This window comes from Streptomyces vulcanius (assembly GCF_042653945.1).
GTDB lineage: Bacteria > Actinomycetota > Actinomycetes > Streptomycetales > Streptomycetaceae > Streptomyces > Streptomyces mangrovi.
Genome location: NZ_JBHSFK010000008.1, coordinates 73,979 through 91,583, shown reverse-complemented (window position 1 = coordinate 91,583; position 17,605 = coordinate 73,979). Strand labels below are relative to the sequence as shown.

The 17,605-nt window shown below is 69.5% G+C and carries 25 protein-coding genes; 6 read left to right on the top strand and 19 right to left on the bottom strand.

Annotated elements, in window-relative coordinates; all coding sequences use genetic code 11:
* Positions 1–2: 2 nt before the first annotated feature.
* From ACFPIH_RS14215 to ACFPIH_RS14200, 4 genes are all read left to right on the top strand, one after another.
* A complete protein-coding gene (locus ACFPIH_RS14215; protein WP_381171642.1) occupies positions 3–251 on the top strand; it encodes a hypothetical protein in 249 nt (82 codons plus the stop codon).
* A 51-nt stretch (positions 252–302) separates the two neighbouring features.
* Positions 303–779 (top strand): hypothetical protein, encoded by a 477-nt coding sequence (locus ACFPIH_RS14210; RefSeq protein ID WP_381171640.1) that lies wholly within the window; start codon positions 303–305, stop codon positions 777–779.
* Between the two features lie 13 nt (positions 780–792).
* Positions 793–1,116, top strand: a complete 324-nt coding sequence (locus ACFPIH_RS14205) for a hypothetical protein (RefSeq protein WP_381171638.1) — start codon at positions 793–795, stop codon at positions 1,114–1,116.
* A gap of 101 nt (positions 1,117–1,217) precedes the next feature.
* Positions 1,218–1,766, top strand: a complete 549-nt coding sequence (locus ACFPIH_RS14200) for a hypothetical protein (protein ID WP_381171636.1) — start codon at positions 1,218–1,220, stop codon at positions 1,764–1,766.
* A gap of 335 nt (positions 1,767–2,101) precedes the next feature.
* On the opposite strand, the gene ACFPIH_RS14195 is transcribed toward ACFPIH_RS14200, so the two are convergent.
* From ACFPIH_RS14195 to ACFPIH_RS14105, 19 genes are all read right to left on the bottom strand, one after another.
* Positions 2,102–2,551 (bottom strand): hypothetical protein, encoded by a 450-nt coding sequence (locus ACFPIH_RS14195; RefSeq protein WP_381171634.1) that lies wholly within the window; start codon positions 2,549–2,551, stop codon positions 2,102–2,104.
* Between the two features lie 403 nt (positions 2,552–2,954).
* Positions 2,955–3,269 (bottom strand): hypothetical protein, encoded by a 315-nt coding sequence (locus ACFPIH_RS14190; protein WP_381171632.1) that lies wholly within the window; start codon positions 3,267–3,269, stop codon positions 2,955–2,957.
* Positions 3,266–3,484 carry a hypothetical protein gene (locus ACFPIH_RS14185; protein WP_381171630.1) on the bottom strand — a complete coding sequence of 73 codons (219 nt, stop codon included), beginning with the start codon at positions 3,482–3,484 and terminating at the stop codon, positions 3,266–3,268. Before ACFPIH_RS14185 ends, ACFPIH_RS14190 begins: the two co-directional genes overlap by 4 nt.
* Positions 3,485–3,597: 113 nt before the next feature.
* On the bottom strand, positions 3,598–4,800 hold the full coding sequence (locus tag ACFPIH_RS14180; RefSeq protein WP_381171628.1) for a helix-turn-helix domain-containing protein: 1,203 nt from the start codon (positions 4,798–4,800) through the stop codon (positions 3,598–3,600).
* Positions 4,801–4,949: 149 nt separating this feature from the next.
* Positions 4,950–5,171: a hypothetical protein gene (locus tag ACFPIH_RS14175; RefSeq protein ID WP_381171626.1), complete on the bottom strand. Its 222-nt coding sequence runs from the start codon at positions 5,169–5,171 to the stop codon at positions 4,950–4,952.
* Positions 5,172–5,453: 282 nt separating this feature from the next.
* The gene (locus ACFPIH_RS14170) at positions 5,454–7,577 is read right to left on the bottom strand and encodes a cell division protein FtsK (protein ID WP_381171624.1); all 2,124 of its coding nucleotides are present in this window, start codon (positions 7,575–7,577) and stop codon (positions 5,454–5,456) included.
* Between the two features lie 86 nt (positions 7,578–7,663).
* Positions 7,664–7,828 (bottom strand): DUF6257 family protein, encoded by a 165-nt coding sequence (locus tag ACFPIH_RS14165; RefSeq protein WP_381171622.1) that lies wholly within the window; start codon positions 7,826–7,828, stop codon positions 7,664–7,666.
* Positions 7,821–8,006 carry a hypothetical protein gene (locus ACFPIH_RS14160; RefSeq protein ID WP_381171620.1) on the bottom strand — a complete coding sequence of 62 codons (186 nt, stop codon included), beginning with the start codon at positions 8,004–8,006 and terminating at the stop codon, positions 7,821–7,823. Before ACFPIH_RS14160 ends, ACFPIH_RS14165 begins: the two co-directional genes overlap by 8 nt.
* A complete protein-coding gene (locus ACFPIH_RS14155; protein ID WP_381171618.1) occupies positions 8,003–8,173 on the bottom strand; it encodes a hypothetical protein in 171 nt (56 codons plus the stop codon). Before ACFPIH_RS14155 ends, ACFPIH_RS14160 begins: the two co-directional genes overlap by 4 nt.
* Positions 8,174–8,191: 18 nt before the next feature.
* Positions 8,192–8,356, bottom strand: a complete 165-nt coding sequence (locus ACFPIH_RS14150; RefSeq protein WP_381171616.1) for a hypothetical protein — start codon at positions 8,354–8,356, stop codon at positions 8,192–8,194.
* Between the two features lie 90 nt (positions 8,357–8,446).
* On the bottom strand, positions 8,447–8,776 hold the full coding sequence (locus ACFPIH_RS14145; protein WP_381171613.1) for a hypothetical protein: 330 nt from the start codon (positions 8,774–8,776) through the stop codon (positions 8,447–8,449).
* Positions 8,773–9,723, bottom strand: a complete 951-nt coding sequence (locus ACFPIH_RS14140; protein ID WP_381171611.1) for a hypothetical protein — start codon at positions 9,721–9,723, stop codon at positions 8,773–8,775. Before ACFPIH_RS14140 ends, ACFPIH_RS14145 begins: the two co-directional genes overlap by 4 nt.
* Positions 9,720–9,920 carry a hypothetical protein gene (locus tag ACFPIH_RS14135; RefSeq protein ID WP_381171608.1) on the bottom strand — a complete coding sequence of 67 codons (201 nt, stop codon included), beginning with the start codon at positions 9,918–9,920 and terminating at the stop codon, positions 9,720–9,722. The genes ACFPIH_RS14140 and ACFPIH_RS14135 overlap by 4 nt, the downstream gene beginning before the upstream one ends.
* 70 nt (positions 9,921–9,990) lie before the next feature.
* Entirely contained in the window at positions 9,991–10,368 is a 378-nt protein-coding gene (locus ACFPIH_RS14130) for a DUF6907 domain-containing protein (RefSeq protein WP_381171607.1), read from the bottom strand.
* Positions 10,365–10,583: a hypothetical protein gene (locus ACFPIH_RS14125; protein ID WP_381171605.1), complete on the bottom strand. Its 219-nt coding sequence runs from the start codon at positions 10,581–10,583 to the stop codon at positions 10,365–10,367. The genes ACFPIH_RS14130 and ACFPIH_RS14125 overlap by 4 nt, the downstream gene beginning before the upstream one ends.
* A complete protein-coding gene (locus tag ACFPIH_RS14120) occupies positions 10,580–11,104 on the bottom strand; it encodes a hypothetical protein (RefSeq protein WP_381171603.1) in 525 nt (174 codons plus the stop codon). The genes ACFPIH_RS14125 and ACFPIH_RS14120 overlap by 4 nt, the downstream gene beginning before the upstream one ends.
* Positions 11,101–11,493, bottom strand: a complete 393-nt coding sequence (locus tag ACFPIH_RS14115) for a hypothetical protein (protein ID WP_381171601.1) — start codon at positions 11,491–11,493, stop codon at positions 11,101–11,103. Before ACFPIH_RS14115 ends, ACFPIH_RS14120 begins: the two co-directional genes overlap by 4 nt.
* Entirely contained in the window at positions 11,490–12,005 is a 516-nt protein-coding gene (locus tag ACFPIH_RS14110; RefSeq protein ID WP_381171599.1) for a hypothetical protein, read from the bottom strand. Before ACFPIH_RS14110 ends, ACFPIH_RS14115 begins: the two co-directional genes overlap by 4 nt.
* Entirely contained in the window at positions 12,005–12,442 is a 438-nt protein-coding gene (locus tag ACFPIH_RS14105; RefSeq protein ID WP_381171597.1) for a hypothetical protein, read from the bottom strand. The genes ACFPIH_RS14110 and ACFPIH_RS14105 overlap by 1 nt, the downstream gene beginning before the upstream one ends.
* A 703-nt stretch (positions 12,443–13,145) precedes the next feature.
* Between ACFPIH_RS14105 and ACFPIH_RS56505 the strand changes: the two genes are divergently transcribed.
* Together ACFPIH_RS56505 and ACFPIH_RS14100 are read left to right on the top strand one after the other, a co-directional pair.
* A complete protein-coding gene (locus ACFPIH_RS56505; protein WP_465270372.1) occupies positions 13,146–13,319 on the top strand; it encodes a zinc-ribbon domain-containing protein in 174 nt (57 codons plus the stop codon).
* Positions 13,320–13,903: 584 nt separating this feature from the next.
* Entirely contained in the window at positions 13,904–17,605 is a 3,702-nt protein-coding gene (locus ACFPIH_RS14100) for a LamG domain-containing protein (protein WP_381171595.1), read from the top strand.

The window sequence follows — 17,605 nt, the reverse complement described above, 5'->3', positions numbered from 1 at the left end:
TCATGGCGGAGCGGCAGATGAAGGCATGGGAGCGCGTACTCGCAGCGCGGGCGATGGGGCAGGACCCCGACCCGGCGGACGTGGAGGAGGCGCGGGCGGCCTCCCGGCCGGGAACGGTGGGCTGGGCGGCCAAGGTGGCGGCGCAGGCGGCCCCGCAGAAGCGGCCAGCGCCCGAGGGCCGGGCCCGGTTCCGTGACGCGATCCTCGCCCGCCTCAACCGCGACAGCGGCGACGGACCCGACGCCGCATAACCCCGAGGGGTCCGCACTGGCGCGGACCCCTCCAACCCCGAGGAGAACCACATGCACGTCGACTTCAACGGCACGCCGGTATCGGCCAACGTCGCGGGCGACCGCGAGCACCATTTCCTCCTGCCGCGCGACCAGTCCACGATCCCGCCGAAGACCCTGGCCGCCCTCACCGCCATGCAGGACGCGGTGGACGCCGCCGCCAAGGCCACCACCCCCAAGGCCAGGCAGGATGCCGCCGACAACATCCGCACAGCCGTCGGCGACCTGTACGACCGGGCCGCCTCGACCAGCCGGGCGGACCGCGAACACCGCCACGAGGGCTACGGGTACGGTGCCGCGAAACTCGCCCGCGCGCTGGACGAGGTCCAGACTGCGGTACAGCTCATGGCCGACCACGCGCAGCAGTACGACAACCCGGTGGGGATCGGGTTCCGGGCGGACCGCCGCGACCGGTCGAAGGCTGTGATGCAGCTGCAGCTGATCGCGGACACGCTCGCCAACCTGCCGGCCGTGGCCGACCTGGACTGAGAGGAGCGGACCGATGGAACCGAGTACGAGGACGCGCCGGCCGACGTCGGCGGAGATCCACGCCGCCCGCTTCTTGGGCCAGCCGGACCCGGAGGCGATCGAGGTGGACCTCACACCGTCGGCGGCGCTGCACGCTGCCCGAATGGTCGCCCCCAGGAAGTCAGCGAAGCCGGCCGGGATGCAGACCGCGGAATGGTATGCGCGGCGGGCGAGTGCGGTGGACGGCGAGGACCCGGACGAGGTCGAGGAGACCGAGGAGGAGCCGGCTGCGGGCCGTGGCGGGAGCTGGGGGGCCGGGACCCGGTCCGTCCGGACCGAAGGCGGCACCATCGTCTGAATTCATCGTTCGATGATTTGCGCCCGGCTGCCTCCACGGTGGCCGGGCGCTCGTCTGTGCGGCTGGGGCTGTCACTCAGACGGCGGTCTAGGCTGCGCCTCATGAGCGCGATCAACTGGGGTGACGCCCCCACGTGGGCCGGGACCGTGTTCGCTGCGGCGGCAGCAGCAGCAGCGATTTGGACGTTGAAGAGCCAGCGCGACCAGATCGATGAACAGCGGGACTTCATCGCCGAGCAGCGCACCCTGATCGCTGACCAGTCGGCGACGCTCGCCCTCGAACGCGCCGCGTTGATCGACGCCGCCGAGGACCGTAAGCGCGAGCAGGCCATGACCATCGTGTGGGACATCCGCGGGTGGACCCTGGTCCTGACTAACCACAGCGGTGCGCCGATCACTGACGTGTGCATGGATCACCCGTCCGGGCTGCTGGAGATGGGCATGGTCGTTGAGTCCGCCGCCAATCTGGCCGGCATTGGCCTCAACCCAGTCGAGATGCCCTATCCCGTCCTCGGTAGCGGACGACAGCTTGGCTGTCACCGCCCTGAGGACAGAAGTGAACCTGTCAGCGCGACTTTCACGGACGATGCCGGGGTGCAGTGGCGGCTTGACGAGCACGGCAAGCTGGAGGAGATCCCGACCACCCCCTAACCGCATAAGGGATGCGGTGTGCTGGCTTTTGACGTGCAGTGATGGGTCTTGTTGGCACGTCTTTGGCACGCCTCTCGGTGCGCGGGGTGACGGAGACACTCATCGACGTCGCCTTTGAATCGAAGGTGGATATCTATCCTGGCCTGCGATTCGCAACCGGTGCCCGGGGTGGGTTTCCCGACCCGCCACCGGGCTCGACTCGGTTACACCTTGACGCACGCGACGAGCCCGCCCGCCCCCATGACGTGTGAGACGCACGTCTTCCCGTCCGCCCGCGCGCGGGCCGGCCGCGCGGTTCGGGCAGATGGGTGTTGAGGTGGATGGCCGGTGTGTGGTTACGCGCGGCCGGTGTACGCGATGCTGCAGTGTGAGGATGTGCCCGCGACCGCGCAGAGCTGGATGGCGACCTGGGTGCCCTCTGTCAGATCGCCGGTGTTCCAGGGGCTGGAGTAAACGGCCTCGTGCCCGCGCGTGGTGGCCTTGCGCCCCGTCACTGGAGAGATCATCTTGGCTTCCATGCCCCATCCATCCGCAAGCCGGTCTACCACCTGAAACGCGTCGCCGGGGATTCCACAGCACCCCGGATCGGCGTTCCACACCATGGCGCCCGCGTAAGTGCCGCTGGGGTTGCGGGCCGTGATGGAGAAGCTCCCGTCCTCGGACACCTCGCTCTTCGAGAAGGTCCAGTCGGCAGCCGCCGCATTGGTCGCCCCGAGAGTGAGACAAGTGCCGGCAAAGAGTGCACTGGCTGCCAATAGCGTGAACACTCGGTTCTTCGTCCGCATTGAAAGTCCCCTCCAGGGTGGTGAATGCGCAGATCCAACTGACGGCGATCGTCGCTCGAACCGAGAGGCCGATCAATGCTTTCCGTGGCCAGTGGACGCAGAGCCAAGACTCTGTGAACGCATTGCGTCTCATCCGGATCCTCGCTGCTCTTGTAGACCGGCACCCCATGTCCGCCTGCGCAACGGGTACCCCTGGGGTAGAGATACCCGTCAGTGAGTACCCCTCTGGTGACCGGCATGGTTTTCCCTGCACCAGGTTGAGACGGGCGGCCCGTCCTTCACAAACCGGCGGCCCGCCAGGCATGGGTGCGGCCCCGGTCGGCGACGGGGGTCACCGGCCGGGGCCGCGGTTCCCGCCCGCCCCAACTGGCATGGGGTACTGGGCGGGCGGGAGATCTCAGGGTTACCGGCACTCCATGGCGAGGACGTGCAGGGCCCGGCTGTCTGGGCAGTAGTCGCGGTGGGTGCAGCGGGCGCAGGTGCGGACGTGCAGCTGGTAGACGCGGACCGCCTTACGCCCGGTGCAGGCGCGGCAGGCGCGCGGCTGCCAGCGCTTCAGCTCCCCACCGATAACGGAGAGCCGCAGACCGATGTCGATGTGGTCATCCGTCTGCACGCAGCACCACACGCACACCTTCCCGTCGACCTGGTCGCGGGTCAGCGCGGCTCCCCTGGGGACGGGGAGCATCTCGACGGCGGAGACGAAGCCGGTGTTCACGGCTGGTCCGCGATGGGGACGAGGTCGTAGATGTCGCGGCACGACTGGCACGCGAAGAGCCGGGCGCCGGACGTGTCCCGGACGGGGCGGGCGGTGTTGCTGTACGACTCGTGCCAGGCGCAGAACGCGATACCGGCGCGCGGGATAGCTGGGGACTCCTCGGCCGGCTGGGCTGTGGGGGCGGGCGGATCCGTCGTCGGCTTGCGGCTGGGCATGGTCGGCTCCATGTACAGACAATGTGGGTACCGTCACATCGTGCCGACCGAGCAAGGGCCTGGCGTTGACAGGTTGGCAACACCCGACCCCTTGACCCGCATTGGTCCGGGCGCTACACGCCGCACCAGTTCGCGAACTCCAGCAGATCCCCCGAAGCCCGCGTCCGCGCCCGCAGCAGCGTCGCCACCGTCTCGTGCACGCCCGGGTGATACCGAGTCTGCTGCGGTGCCGCCTTCCGCGCGTGGCCCAGCGACTTGAACGCGTCCTCGTGCTTCGCCGTCCACGTCTCCGCCCGCGCCCGGTCCACCCAGTAGTGGCCGGCCCTCGCCTCCGGGTAGTCGTCCGGCAGGCGCACCTTGCGGGCCTTCTCCAAGGCCCGCGCATGCTTGTCCCGGTCGCTGGACGCGGACATGGCGTGGATCACCACGTTGACGGGGCCGAACACGAGCCCGTAGTCGCGGGTCTCCCCGGTCTCCTCGGCGATCTCCCCGGCCGCCGTCAGCCACTCGTCGGCGCCAGCGGTGTCCCCGCGGCGGCTGGAGAGGATCGCCGCTTTCAGGTGCAGCGCGCCGCGGACCGCCTTCGTGGCCTGCTGCCCGTCGTCGTCGAGATCCTTCAGCGCCTGCCGTACGAGGAGGATGCCCCGGTCGTGGCGTGCGGCGTCGGCCATCAGCTGCGCCCGGTCCCACCGTTCGATCGCCACCTGCCGCGGGTCGCCGGACTGCGGGGCGGCGACCCCCATACGGGAGAGCGCGAGGCGCGCCAGGTCCATGAACCCGATCTGGCGGCCGACCACGTACACGGTGCGGCAGAGCTCGGCTTGCAGCCATGCCGCCTGTTCGAGCGTGTGGCCGGGCCGCTGTGTGAGGACGTGGGCGTTGACCTCGGCGAGGAGGGAGGGGAGTTCGTGGGCGATCTCGATGTACTCGGCGCGGGCGCGCTTGCGTTCCAGCTCGGTCACAGCGGCCTGGAGGTCGCCGAGGGTGCGGGGCGGGGGGTCGCCTTCCCCGAGGGGGATGTCCCAGTCGTCCAGGGCCATGCTGATGGGCGTTATCAGCCGGTCGAGCTGGTCGGCTTGGAGCTGGTGGATGTAGGGCTGTCCGTGTAGGACTGAGATGCTCACCGACAGGGCGCGGGCGACGGCGGAGACGATGGAGGGGCTGGCCTGCCGCTGGCCGTTGACGATGCGGGAGAGCATGGCCGGGGAGACGTTGGCGCGGCGCCCGAGTTCTCTGAGGGAGTAGCCGCGCAGGGCGGCGACTTCTTGGATTCGGGTCCCGATTCCGCCGGTGCCGGCGCGAGTTGGGTGTGGCATGCTGGCTCCGTTCTGACCTCGACACTCAGAACGCTACTCCCGGTCGGCTCCGGGAACATACGGCCTCCGTGAACACACGGGGGCCGTAAAGCGTTCGCCCCGGAACGCAGAAGGCCCCCGTCCTCGACGTGCGAGGCGGGGGCCGTCGGCTACTTCGGCAGGCCCTCCGGCGGCAGGCCTTCCACGGCGATCTTGCCGTCGTGAGCATCGACGATCGGTGCCCTGAGGGAGGGCTCCAGGAGGGCGAGGAAATGCGGGTTCCTCGTCTTGGGAGACAGCGTGACGTACACCGTCGTCTGGTCCACCGAGAGCGACATGTAGATGGTGTCAGTCGGCATGCCAGCGTCGAAGGTGATCTCTGCGTCGAACATGGCGATTCTCTTCCTGGTCGAGGTTCATGTGTCCTCGCCAAGCCGTGCCTGCCGCACCGCGCCTGACCATGCCTCGCCTAGCCACGTCCATGCCATGTACGAGGGCACCGTATCAGCGGGAGGCAGGTCGTGCAGGGAGGGAGGCGGCGAAGGGGAGCCGGAGAGGCCGTTTGCGGGGTCCTGGCGGGACCCGGCAAGTTGCCTCCCTTGCCTCCCTCGGTGGACATTCCCGCAGGTCATGTCGAGGGAGGCAGGCCGGGGAGCCTGGCGGGGAGAACTCCCTCAGTCCTCGTCGCCTCCCTCGTCGTCGAGGTCCTCCGCGAGGCGCTCCAGGATGGCGTCCTGGACCCGGTCGCGGGACACCGTGGACTTCCCGCCGGACTTGTACGGCTCGGCCCCGTAGGGCTCCAGGGCCCGCTTCAGATCGGACGGCCCCCACTCCCGGTACGCGTCCGGCCGGCGCTCGGCGAGACGGTGCAGCACCTCTTGGGTGAGCATCCGCAGGTCGTCGCCGAGGACGGCGGCGACGTCGGCGAGCGGGTCGAGCGGCTCGAACGTCGGCCCGTCCTCCGGCCCCGTGCCCTCGTACAGGGCCATGGCCCGCTCGACGACCGGGGTGACCTCGTCGACGCCGGCCTCTTTGCGCACGTAGTAGGAGCGGATCAGCCCGGGAGTCTTCCCGAAGCCTGCGGCCATGGCGGTTCCGACGTCTTCACCTGCGACGAGGGTTGTCGCCGAGTACCCGTTCTTGTGCATTCCAGTACCCAAGATCGCGTCGTTGCCCTGGTGATCGTTGATCGCGAACGCGACCCGGTGGGAGACCGTCTTCGAGATGCCGCGCGGCAGGCTCGCCGCATCCGCATCCGGGGTGACCCACAGCAGCATGATGGCCGTCTTCCTGGCCTTCTTGGTGACCTTCAGCGCCAGTTCCTTGGCTTCCTTGCCGTGCTCCTTGTGCCCGAACAACTCGTGGACCTCGTCGAACACGACGATCCTCGGCCGCATCGACGGGTCGCGTTCCGCCATCTCGCGAGTGACCTTGGTGTCCGTGCCGAGGCGCTCCAACTCCTGCCCGCGACGGGACACCTCACCGGCCAGGGCGCGCAGCGTGTCCATGGCCGCAACGACATGCTCGTCGTCGTCGCCCTTCACCAGGCTCCGCAGGCGGGGCCGCATCGGGTCGTAGTCGCTGTTGTACGCCAGGACGTGCACGTCGATCTCGACCAGCGGGTCGAGCATCGCGCCGAGGAGCAGACACACCACCAGGCTGCTCTTACCAGAGCCCATGATCCCGGCGACCAGGTAGTTCGCGGCCATCAGCCGGCCTACGACCTGCTCGCCGCGGGCGTTGAGCGCAACAGGGACGCCCCGGAAGAAGTCCGCGGTCCCCTCGGTGAGCAGCGGCCACGGCGGTACCGGCTTGGTGAGAACGCCCGGGTCGGCGACCCAGAGGTCGAGGACGCCGGCCTGGTCGCGCGGCTCGGTCGGCCACACCTCGATCGGCTTGCGCATCAGGTTGTGCGCCAGCACCTCCTTCTTGTCCGCGATCATCTCGACAGGGACGCCCTCCGGGAGCTGCAGCTGGGCATGCCAGCCGTTCCCGGAACGAGTCGACGGCTGCACCCAGCGAGGCTGCCAGCCCTCCTTGAACGCCTTGTTCAGCGGCGGGATGCCCAGGTTGCGTAGGGCGCGCAGGATGGCGTTCTCGTCGGGCACGACGTCACGGTCCTCACCACCGGCGGGGAGCGCCCAGGTGGGGGCGGTCTGCCGGGTGCGTCCGACGGTCCAGGCGCCGGCCACCGCGAGGACGGGCAGCGAGTACAGCAGCGGCTCCCATACGACGCCGGCGATGAACGCGACCCACCCGATCAGCTCGATGACCGTGTTGACCGGGGTGAGGACGTCGCGGACGTCGTGGTTGTAGCAGGCGAGCATGATGCCGAGGATCAGCAGCACGCTGCCCGCGCTGGCTGCGGCGGAGGCGATCGCCTTCGGGGCGTTGAGCGCCATCTGTAGCAAGTCCATGCGCCGCTTGTGGCGGGCGAACCGGTAGGCGTACGCCCGCTGCTCCCACTGGCGCACCAACTCCTCGTTCCCCGCGGCCTCGGCGGCCCGCATCATCCGCTCGTGCCGTGCGGTCGTACGGGAGTCCCAGGCGCGGCGGGTGAGGATCCGGGTACCGCCGACGACGTACGAGCCGTGCCGTACGAGGACGCGATAGGTGTTGTGGTCGCGGGCCTCGACGACGACCCGCCGCAGGTGGTCGATGCGTACCCGTCGGCGGGAGCGCGGGGCGGCGGGGTCAACCACGGTCGTAACGGCCGTGGACGTCTCGGGCTCGAACTTGATGACGGAGATCTTCGGTTCGGCGTGCCCGTTGACCCGCTCGGGGACGGTGTCGGTCATCCTGGTGATTCCTTTCCTTCTGCGGAGGGTTGGGAGGCCCGGGGACGGCTGCTGACTTGGCGGAAAGGGCCGTCCCCGGGGTGGAGCTACTGCTCCTGCTGCGCGCGGCGCCGGGCGCGGTCCTTGATGCGTTCGATGCCGCGGTCGATGTCGGGCTGCACGGTGATGCCGGCGGCGGCGCGGCGCAGGCCCTTGAGTTCCAGGCGCACGATCGCGGCCTTCTCGCCGAGGGTGAGCTTCGGCTCAGACATCGGGGTTCTCCGTCTCCGTCTCGTCGGCAGGCGTCGCAGTGGAGGTGTAGGTGTTGCCGTTGGCGTCGGTGACGGTTTGGCCCGCCTCGACGGTGAAGGTCCCGTCGGGCTCCAGGCCCTGCTCCTGCGGGGTGACGATCTCCCCGTTGAGGAAGCCGAAGACCAGGCGGCGCTTCACTGCTGGCCGTTCAGTTCGTTGATGCGGTCGAGGTTGGCGTCGACACCCTCGGCCGCCAGGCGGGCGACGTCGGTGTTTCCGGCGGCTTGTTGTTGGAGTTGGAGGGCGCGGCATTCGGCGGCGCCTTGCTGGTAGGTCTCGATCTGCTGCTGGTTGGTGCTGGTCACGGGGTGGCTCCTTTCGGCTCAGCGCTGCTGCTGGCGGTAGAGGTCCGTCAGCTGGGTGATGGTGGTTTCGAAGGGCTGGTCGTTTTCCAGCACGACTTCGTTGATGACCTGGGCGGCGCGAGCTGTGTCTCCGGCCTGAAGGGCGGCTCGGAGTTCACGGGTCTTGTCGGCGATGAAGCTCACGTGGGGGTGTCCTCCCTGGCGGGCCGGACCGTTCCGGCCCCACCGCCCGACAGAGGTCCCGGAAGAACCTCTGTGGGACGGAAGGGCCAGTCAGCCCTTGGGGTTGCGCAGGGCCGTCCACAGCCTGTGGAGGATCAGGAAGCATCCGGTGGCGCAGCACGCGGCGATAGCCAGGGCGATCGAGGCGAAGGCCAGACCGAGGCTGCCGACACACACCGCGCACCCGATGGCCAGCCACTCGCCGGCCGTGCGGCCACGCTTGTGGTCGTGTCCGCATGCGGCCGGCGGGGCGGTCTGCTGTTGGGCAGTGGCGGCCTTGGCCAACTCGACCGCGGCGAGCGCGAGCTGCACCGCGACGGTGTCCACCTCGGCGGCCCGCACCGCGGACTCCGCCCGGTCCAGGGGGGTCGGCTCGGTCATGACTCCTCACCCGCCGCAGGCTCAGCGAGCGCCTTCTCCCGGTCGTACAGGGCGTCGATGGTGTCCCACGACCCCGTCAGACGGCGGGCGTTCATCGCGGCCCGCATGACCTCCCTGAACTTGCGCTTCGACGGCGGCGGATCGACCGCGTAGATCTGCGCGGCGAGCAGGGCGACCGCCTGATGGTTGGCCTCCTTCGACGCCTCCAGCGAGGGCGTGCCGCCACCCGTGCCGGAGGGTGTGCCGGAAGGGTCGGAAACCCCCGTGCCAAGTGCGGGAATACCGTCCGGCACACCCCCCGCGAGGAGGGCCTCCAACTCGCCGTCGGAGATCAGCCCGGGCAGGTCTTCGACGGCTTCCGGGAGGGGGTGCTGCTCGATGACGCCGGCGTACGCCTGGTAGGCGTCGTGGGTGACCGTGACGGCGTCGGCTTCGGCCTCTCGGGCGGCCTTGACGATGTCGGCGGCGGCCTTCGTTTCGTCGGCCCGTGCCGCCGCTACCGCGCGGGTCACGGCGATGCGGTCACGGGTCGCGGCGCGGGTCCGGTCGATGGCGGCCTGGGCGCGGGCGCTGATCCGGGTGCGGTCGCGGTCGATGGCCATCACCAACGTCACCTTGGCGAGGACGGGGATCAGGGCGCCGACGACTGCGGCGAGGACGTCACCGGCGAGGAGGCCGTGGACGGTGAGGACGGCGACGGTGAGGGGGAGGAACGTCCAGCCGATGACCTTGGGCAGGCGGGCGCTGGAGCCCTGTCGGCGGTGGGCGGTTTCCTGGGCGAGGGCGTACAGCCAGACGGCGTCGTAGAGGACGGCGACGGAGTACGCGAACCCGGGCTGCGCCTGGGCGGTGAGGGTGTCGCCGATGGCGGCGACGGCCCAGACGACGGCGATGGCGGTGAGGGTGGCGGGGAGCGCCCAGGGCGCGGCTTTTCTGATGTGGTTCATGCTTCGCCCACCTCCGGGGCGGCGGCGCGCACGACGAGGTGCGCGGCGAGCTGGACGCCTTCGCGGTCGCGGCGGTCGTTGGCTTCGATCAGGGCGGCGAGCAATGCGGTGACGGGCGGGAGGCGCCGGCCGGACCGGGCGACCGCGCGGAGGGCGGCCACCTCGGTCGGGCGGCGGATCGGGCGGGTGCTGTTCACCGGGGCCGCTCCTCGGACCGCCGGTTGGCCTCACGGACTTTGCGGGAGAGTTCGTCGCGCTCGGCGTCGGTCACCGGTCCTCACCGCCGTCGAGGATCGCGGTGAGCTGATCGGCGAGTTCGCGGATGCGGTCGGCGTGTGCCTCGAACGACGCAGCCAGGTCGTACAGCTCGGTCGCGTTGAGGGTGTACGCGTAGCTGCCCTGCTCGACGTACACGCCGAGGGCGCGCGCCTCCGGGCGGCTGGCGTAGGGGGCCTCGGCGACGAACGCGGTCCAGAGGAGTTCCCCGTCGTGGGTGAGGCGGTGCTCGGGGCCTTTGTGGTCGAGGTCGATGCGGTAGGAGTCCGGCAGGTGGTTCTGATGTCCGGCGCACCAGGACGGCTCGGGGAGGGTGACCGGGCCGAAGTCCTCGGTGTCGAGGGTGACGGTGCGGGGCTCGCTGGTCACGGGCACTCACCCCGTTCGGTGTCCAGGGCGGCGACGATCGAGCGGAGCCGGTAGTCGAGGGACACGGCGGCCTTCACCATCGCGGTGTGGTCGTGGATGTTGGCGGAGGCGGTCTCGTCAAGGAGTCGGCGGGCGCTCCGCAGCTCGCTGTCGACGGGGCCCACGAAGGACGGGCCGTCGGTGGCCGGGTCGTACAGCGGGTCGTAGGAGGTCACTGGCCCTCACCCCGGAGGCGGTTCTCCTCGGTGCTGAGCTGGGACGGCCAGGTGCGCGGCGCGTCGGTCAGCCAGGGGAAGGGGCGGATGCCGGCGGCGGCCTTGAAGACGCGGATGGCGGCGCCCTCGGGCGAGGTGCCGAGGGTGTAGACCCGGCCGCCGTCGAGGGAGGCGAGGAGCCGGGCGCCGTGATGCTCGCAGCCCTGGGCGCCCGCGTTGCGTGCGTCGAGGACGGTGACGACGACCGGACCGCCGCACGGGGTGGGGTCCTCAGCATGCGCGGCCGGGCAACGCTCACCCGACGGGGTATCGATTCGATACTCCGGCTCGGCACCGAGGGCGCGCAGCAGGATCCTGAGCGCCTCCGTGAGGCCACCATGAGCCTGCGCGTACGCGAAGACGTCGAACCCGGTGGGGTCGCCGTACGCGTCGAGCATGCGCTGGGCGACGCGGATCGCGGTCTCCAACTCCGCGTTCTGGGCGGCGAGCGCGGTGATGCTGGCGCAGGGCTGGTTCATCATGCGCCTCCGGTGAAGACGCTGATGGTGTCGAGGAACGTCGGGTCGGCCATGCGGACGATGCGGAGCGGCTGGCCGTCGCGGTCGGTGGTCTCCCACTCGTCGACGGTGGCCCCGTTGGCGCGGGCGGCGGTGATGTCCTGCTCGGCGGTGGCGGCCGTCTCGTAGCCCCAGAGGCTGCCGTAATTGTCGTAGTTGGCCACCCGGACGGGGGCCGGGGTAATGGTGCCGGTGACGCCGGCCGGGGTGGCGCGCACGGTGATGGTGCGGCCCGCCCAGCGGCGGATGAACCCGGCGGCGACCAGACGGCGGACCGGGGCGGAGGAGGCCGGGGGCAGGGCGCCCACCACGGTGGTGGTGGGCGCCTGCACGGCCGCGGGCTTGCGGCTCACTGGTCACCGCCGGTCTGCTCGGCGGCCTCGGCGAGTTCGCGGAGCCGCTTGGGCACGTCGAGGGCGGTCGCCCTCACGGTGTGCGGGTCGGCACCGGCGCGCAGCTTCTCGACGAGGAAGTCGAACAGGTAGCCGTACCCGTCGCCCGCCTCGACGCGGGCGTACTCGACAGCGGTGTACGCCCAGATCTGGTCGGCGACCGCGGGCCGCAGGACCTCCCTGAACTCGGGGTCGGTGCCCATGGTCTGGAAGACGTTCGTCATGGTGTCGGGGAGCGCGTCCGCGATGCCGTCGAGGGTCTTGGCGGGGTCGTCCTGCTTGACGGCCTCGTCGTAGACCTTGCCCGCGAGGTACACGGCGACGGCCTCGTAGGTGATGCGGGTTTCGTCGGGCGCCTGGTCGATGAACTGGCGCACGGTGGGCTTGGCGGTCGGCGGGGTGTGCGCGGGCGTCTGGTGGGTGGGGAGGCAGTGGCCGAGGGTGAGGGCGGCGAGCCCGAGGATGATGGACATCAGGCAGCCACCCCCGCCAGCATCTCGACCTCGACGGGGGCGACCTCGAACAGCTCGACCTTGAGGGACGGGGCGCACGCCTTCATCGGGACCGGGCCGAGGTTGTTGGCCTTGAAGATGCGGGTGATCTCGACGAGGTCGGGCGTCTGCCGGGAGGACGGGGTGCGGAACACCCTCCAGGTGCCGTACACGCCGGCCGGGAGGCGGTCGAGGATCTTCTTCGCGGCGCGCTTGCCGCGGTCGGCGCGGCGGGCGGCGTCGGCGGCGCGGTCGTACTCGCGGGCGGCGGCCTCGATGGTCTCGACGGCGGGGATCTCGTCGACCTCGTAGAGGCCGGCCGGGTCGGGGGCCTCGACGACCGCGGGCTCGGCCTGGTCGGCGCCGAGGGCGGCGGGGGTGATGACGGAGCGGACGGCGTCGGCGACGGTGCCGAGCATGGCTCGAACGGTGCGGCCGGGCCGCGGGGACATGAGAAGCTGCAACACAGCGGACTCCTGTTGTAGTCAGGTTGTTCCGTCAGGCCCTCGATCGGTGTTAGCGCACCGGCGGGGGCCGTCGCTCTTTTCGAGCGGCTTGGTGTCCACCATACACGATGAAGTGTTCAAAGTGAACACTAGAGTCGGGATAGTGATGACCGGCCCCGGGAGGGTCCAGTACGTACGCCGTACACGTCAGTCCGAGATAGTCAGGGAAAGCTGAAGACAGCCAGGTATGGCAAACGCGCAGGTCAGATGGTATGTCGAGGGTTCGCCCTGATCACCGCGAAGCCGCTATAGACCTCGTAATGCGTAGGTCTCGGGTTCGAATCCCGAAGGCGGCTCTATGGAAGACCAGGTTATGTAGCCCGTGACCTGGTCTTTTGTCATTCCCGTGGATGGATTTTGGTCTAAACCGCTTGCTAATCGGGCCCTGAGAGGGCCAGATGGGGCCCGATCTGGGGCCCGCGCATGACCCTTTCGTTCATCTTCGTCTTTTGTGTCTTCTTCCTGGGTCTTTTTCCTCCACTGCCCGGACGCGGTGACGAGGTATGGCAAGGTCGAGGCCGTCGCGGCCGGCGTCTCGGGCCGGACCGTCTGGTCCGGGTCGGTCGGTATCCGCATCGTGTTCAACCTGTCCAGCCCGGGTGTGGCGCTGGAGGACATGCCGCAGCCTTCTGTGGACCGGTGCGAGTTGCGCTGCTCGGCGGAAGGACACGGTCACCAGTGGCCCGCCCGGTTGCAGTTTCGGACCCGTACCGTCAAGCCCTCGGGGTGTCCTGAGTGCGGGAAGCGCGGCAACCGGGCTCCGACCCGGGAGAATTGCCGGCTGATCTGAATCCTGCTCCGACTTGGCAGTTCCGCCGCAACCTCGACCGTCCTGACCGTGGTCCGGACACCCTGCGTTCCGCAGTCTCATGGCCTGGGTGAGTGGGAGTGCGCTCAAGGGCTTTTTCAGGCTGGCGACGCTCGCCAACCGCACCAGCGGACGCGGATGCTCGGACTGCACCGGCTGCGGCTGCTCCTGTTCGAATGCAACGTCGCCATGCTCGTCGAGGCCGCCTCCGGGCTCAGTGTGGAACTGGGCTACCGCCTCCGCATGCCCGGGTGCCAGTCAGGACCGCCTCGACCTCTACCTGCCCGAGCCGGCCCCGGGCGGATTTGGCGGTGGTGGCGAGCCGGGCGTGGGTGCCGCGCGATGTCTGGCACGCGGTATCCGCAGGCCAGGGGTGCCAGTTCAACTGCCGTACCCCGACTGGTGAGTTGGAAAGAAATCAATGTCCCGCCTGACGCCATTGACACGCGTGTTCGATCAACACATGATCTTCACAGCTTGTTGTAAGGGAAATTTAAGGGGGCGGGTGGGGCGTGTTTACGCAGAGACGGCGGCACGGCTGGCACCGAGTGGTGCGGAGCGGGGCGATGACTGTCGCGCTTTTAGCGGGCGTGGTGCCGGTGGTCGGGGCGGGGGCGACTTCAGCACTCGCCGATGACGGGGCCGCCGCGACGGCGGCTGACAGGACTGCGGAGTCGCAGGCGAGTGCTCTCGCCGCGAAGACCGGTGAGCGCGTGGCCGTGGATGCGGCGACCACCGATTCGTCCCAGGTTTTCGCCAACCCGGATGGCACCTTCACGCAGGAGAGCAACGCGGCTCCCGTCCGTGCCCAGAAGGACGACGGTACCTGGGCGCCTATCGACACCACTCTCGTGCGCAAGACCGACGGCTCGGTGCGGGCGAAGAACACGACGGCCGGCCTCACCTTCTCGGGCGGCGGCAGCGGGGCCGGACTGGTCACGTTGGAGGACAAGGGGCAAGAGCTGAAACTCGGCTGGCCCACCGCGCTGCCCGAGCCCCGGCTCGACGGCGCCACCGCCACCTACGCCGGAGTCCTCCCGGACGTCGATCTGAAGCTGACGGCGCTGAGCTCTGGCTACACGTCGGTGCTCGTGGTCAGGACCGCTCAGGCGGCGAAGAACCCGGCGCTCGCGACGATCAAAATGACCGTCTCCGGCGGTGGCCTGGGCATCGCCCCGACAGCCGACGGCGGTTTCGTCGCGCGCGACGGCAACGGCACCCCGGTCTTCGAGAGTCCGGCGGGGCGGATGTGGGACTCAGCCGGTGACGCTCCGGCCACCAGCACCGCCACGGCCGGCGTCACGACGCAACTCGCCCGTACCGCTCCTGCGGAGACCGAGGGCGAGCCGGAGCCGACGATGGCGGCCCCGCTGCCCGACGCCGGGGGCGAGCCGGCCCCTTCGGAGGGCCCCGGCAGCGGTGACACGGTGGCCAAGGTCCCGCTCAAGGTCGCCGACGACATCCTGGAGATCACACCCGATCCGGCCCTGCTCCACGGCCAGGACACTGTCTTCCCGCTCTACATCGACCCGCCGACCAAGGGCATCGCGCTGGGCGACTGGACGGCCCTGGCCTCCAACGGCACCAAGTACTGGGAGTTCGACGGGGACAAGGGCGTGGGGCACTGCTCCAACTACGCCGGCTACCTCTGCGCCAACACCCCGTACACGCAGCGCATGTACTTCGAGTACCCGCTCTCGTCGATCCATGGCAAGAAGGTCCTGGACGCGACGATGGAGGTGTACCAGGTGTGGACGTTCACCTGCGACCCGCACTGGTACGACCTGACCCGCGTGAACAAGGGCATCTCCTCCAGCACCAATTGGTCGTCCCGGCCTACCGGGGTGGACCTGATGGGCGACCGGAACGTGGCCTACGGGCGGGACTCCCTGTGCAGCCCGTCGCAGCCGGCGAACTGGGTGCGCTTCAGCGACAACGTCTCCGGCGGGGAGACGAACGAGAACCTGACGACGACCCTCGCGTCCTACGCCGCGAACAAGCAGTCACAGATCACGTTCTCGCTGACGGCGCATGACGAGTCCGACGCGGGCGCCTGGGCGCGCTTCCGCAACGACGCCAAGCTGTCGGTCACCTACGTGTCCTACCCTTCCACTCCGACCGAGGCAAAGGTCCAGGCAGGCACCATCGGCAAGGCGTGCGGGACTTCCGCCGTGCCGCAGGTCACCAGCGACACCACGCCGAAGGTGTACGGCACGGTGCAATCAGCGGACGGATCGCAGGCGCAGCTGCGGGCCATGTTCGAGATCTGGAAGGCGGACGGCTCCAGCCGCGCCTGGTGGGCGGTGTCTCCCGACGGCGCCTGGGTGGCGGACAACGCGGTGCGTGACGCCACGTCCTCCGCACTTGCCCCGCAGACGGACTACAGACTGCGGGCCAGGACACAGGCGTACTACAAGACGGACCGGGGCGTGACAGGCGTCCTTGACTCTGCCTGGTCCTCCTGGTGCTACTTCCGGGTCGACACCGATTCCCCGCCGCCTCCGGTGGTGTCCAGCTCGGACGGCCGCTACAAGCCCGCCGCCACCGACCCCGCCGCGGACGGTGTGGGCGTGACGGGCGCGTTCCTCTTCACGCCTGCCGACACCAACCCCACCACGGCCGGCATCCAGTCGGACGTCGTCAGCTACAAGTGGCGGCTGAACAGCGGCACGGTGTCCGCGCCGATCACCGTTGCGAAGGGCACGGCCGGCAGGGCGAACATCACGCCGGATCAGGTCGGTGAGAACACCGTCCAGGTCTGGGGCTACGACGCGGCCGGCCACAGCTCCCTCACCGGCTACTACAGCTTCCTCGTCAACCCCGGTGCGAAGCCCTCGGGCGTGTGGCACTTCGACGGCGACGGCAACGACTCCACGACCGCCGCCACGCCCCACGCACTGTCCACGGGGTCAGGGGCTTCGTACAACGGGTCTGGCCGTGGAGGGCCGGCTTCCCTGAAGCTGGACGGCACCGCAGGCTATGCCCAGTCGTCCGGGGCGGTGGTGGACACGACCAAGTCGTTCAGCCTTTCCGCCTGGGTTCGGCTCTCGGATATCTCCCGCAGCCAGACCTTCGTTTCTCAGCAGGCCACTACGCTGTCGGGTTTCGCGCTGCACTACTCGGCCACCAGCAAGCGGTTCGCCTTCTCCCGCTACCAAAGTGACGTTGCTGCTCCGACGGCCAGCCGCTCCACCTCCCTCGCCGCTCCCGCGGCAGGCGTATGGACGCACCTCACCGGTGTTTATGACGCTGTGGGACAGACAGTGCAGTTGTATGTGAACGGCCGCCCGCAAGGGGCTCCCGTTGCCTTCACTACACCGTGGGCGGCAACCGGGCCACTCCAGATCGGGAGGTTCCACAACAGCACCGGCTACGTCGAGTACTTCACCGGGCTCATTGACGAGGTGCACGTGTGGTCCCGGGTGCTCGCCGATTCGGAGGTCCTCCAGGACGCCCGCTTCGAGGACGAGGACAGCAGCGACGGCAGCTCCGGCGATCCGGTGCCCGCGCTGGTCGCCAAGTGGGATGCCACGGACACGGTGAACGCGACCGGCACCACGATCAAGGACACCAGCGGCTCCGCCCGCACTCTGACCCTCAGCGGGGCAACGCTGGCCCAGATCACCACCGGTGCGGACCCCGACACCGGAGAGACCGGCACGACCAGGCAGACGATGCAACTGAACGGCTCCACTGCCTATGCCTCAGCGACGGGCCCGATCGTGGACGACACCGGCTCGTTCACGGCGACCGCCTGGGTGACCTTGGACCCCGCCAAGTTCGCCGACACGACCAAGTCGTACGCGGTGCAGGTGTTCGGGCAGTCAGGGGCGACCCAGTCGTCCTGGGGCGTCTGGTACGAGCAGCCTTCCGGGAGCAGCCAGGGACGCTGGACCTTCGGCCGCCCCGACAAGGACGGCACCGGTGCGACCTGGACGAAGAATGAGTCCGACGCCGTCAGCGCTGTTGCTCTCAACGGTGATCCCGTCATGCTGACCGTCGTGTACGACGCGCAGACGGCAGTCGACACGTCCAACGGCCCGAAGCTGGGTTCGCTCATCCTCTACGTCGACAGCGCACGCATGGGCAGCGAGGACGACGTGTCCTTCCCCGCTCCGTGGCAGGGGAACGGCGCGTTCGAAGTGGGCCGCGCAAAGATCGACGGCACCGCCACGCGCTACTTCCCCGGAACGATCGACAGCGTCCGCGTCTGGTCCGGCGCTACGCCCACCAGCGTGATCGCCGACCGCTGGAACACCGAGCAGTAG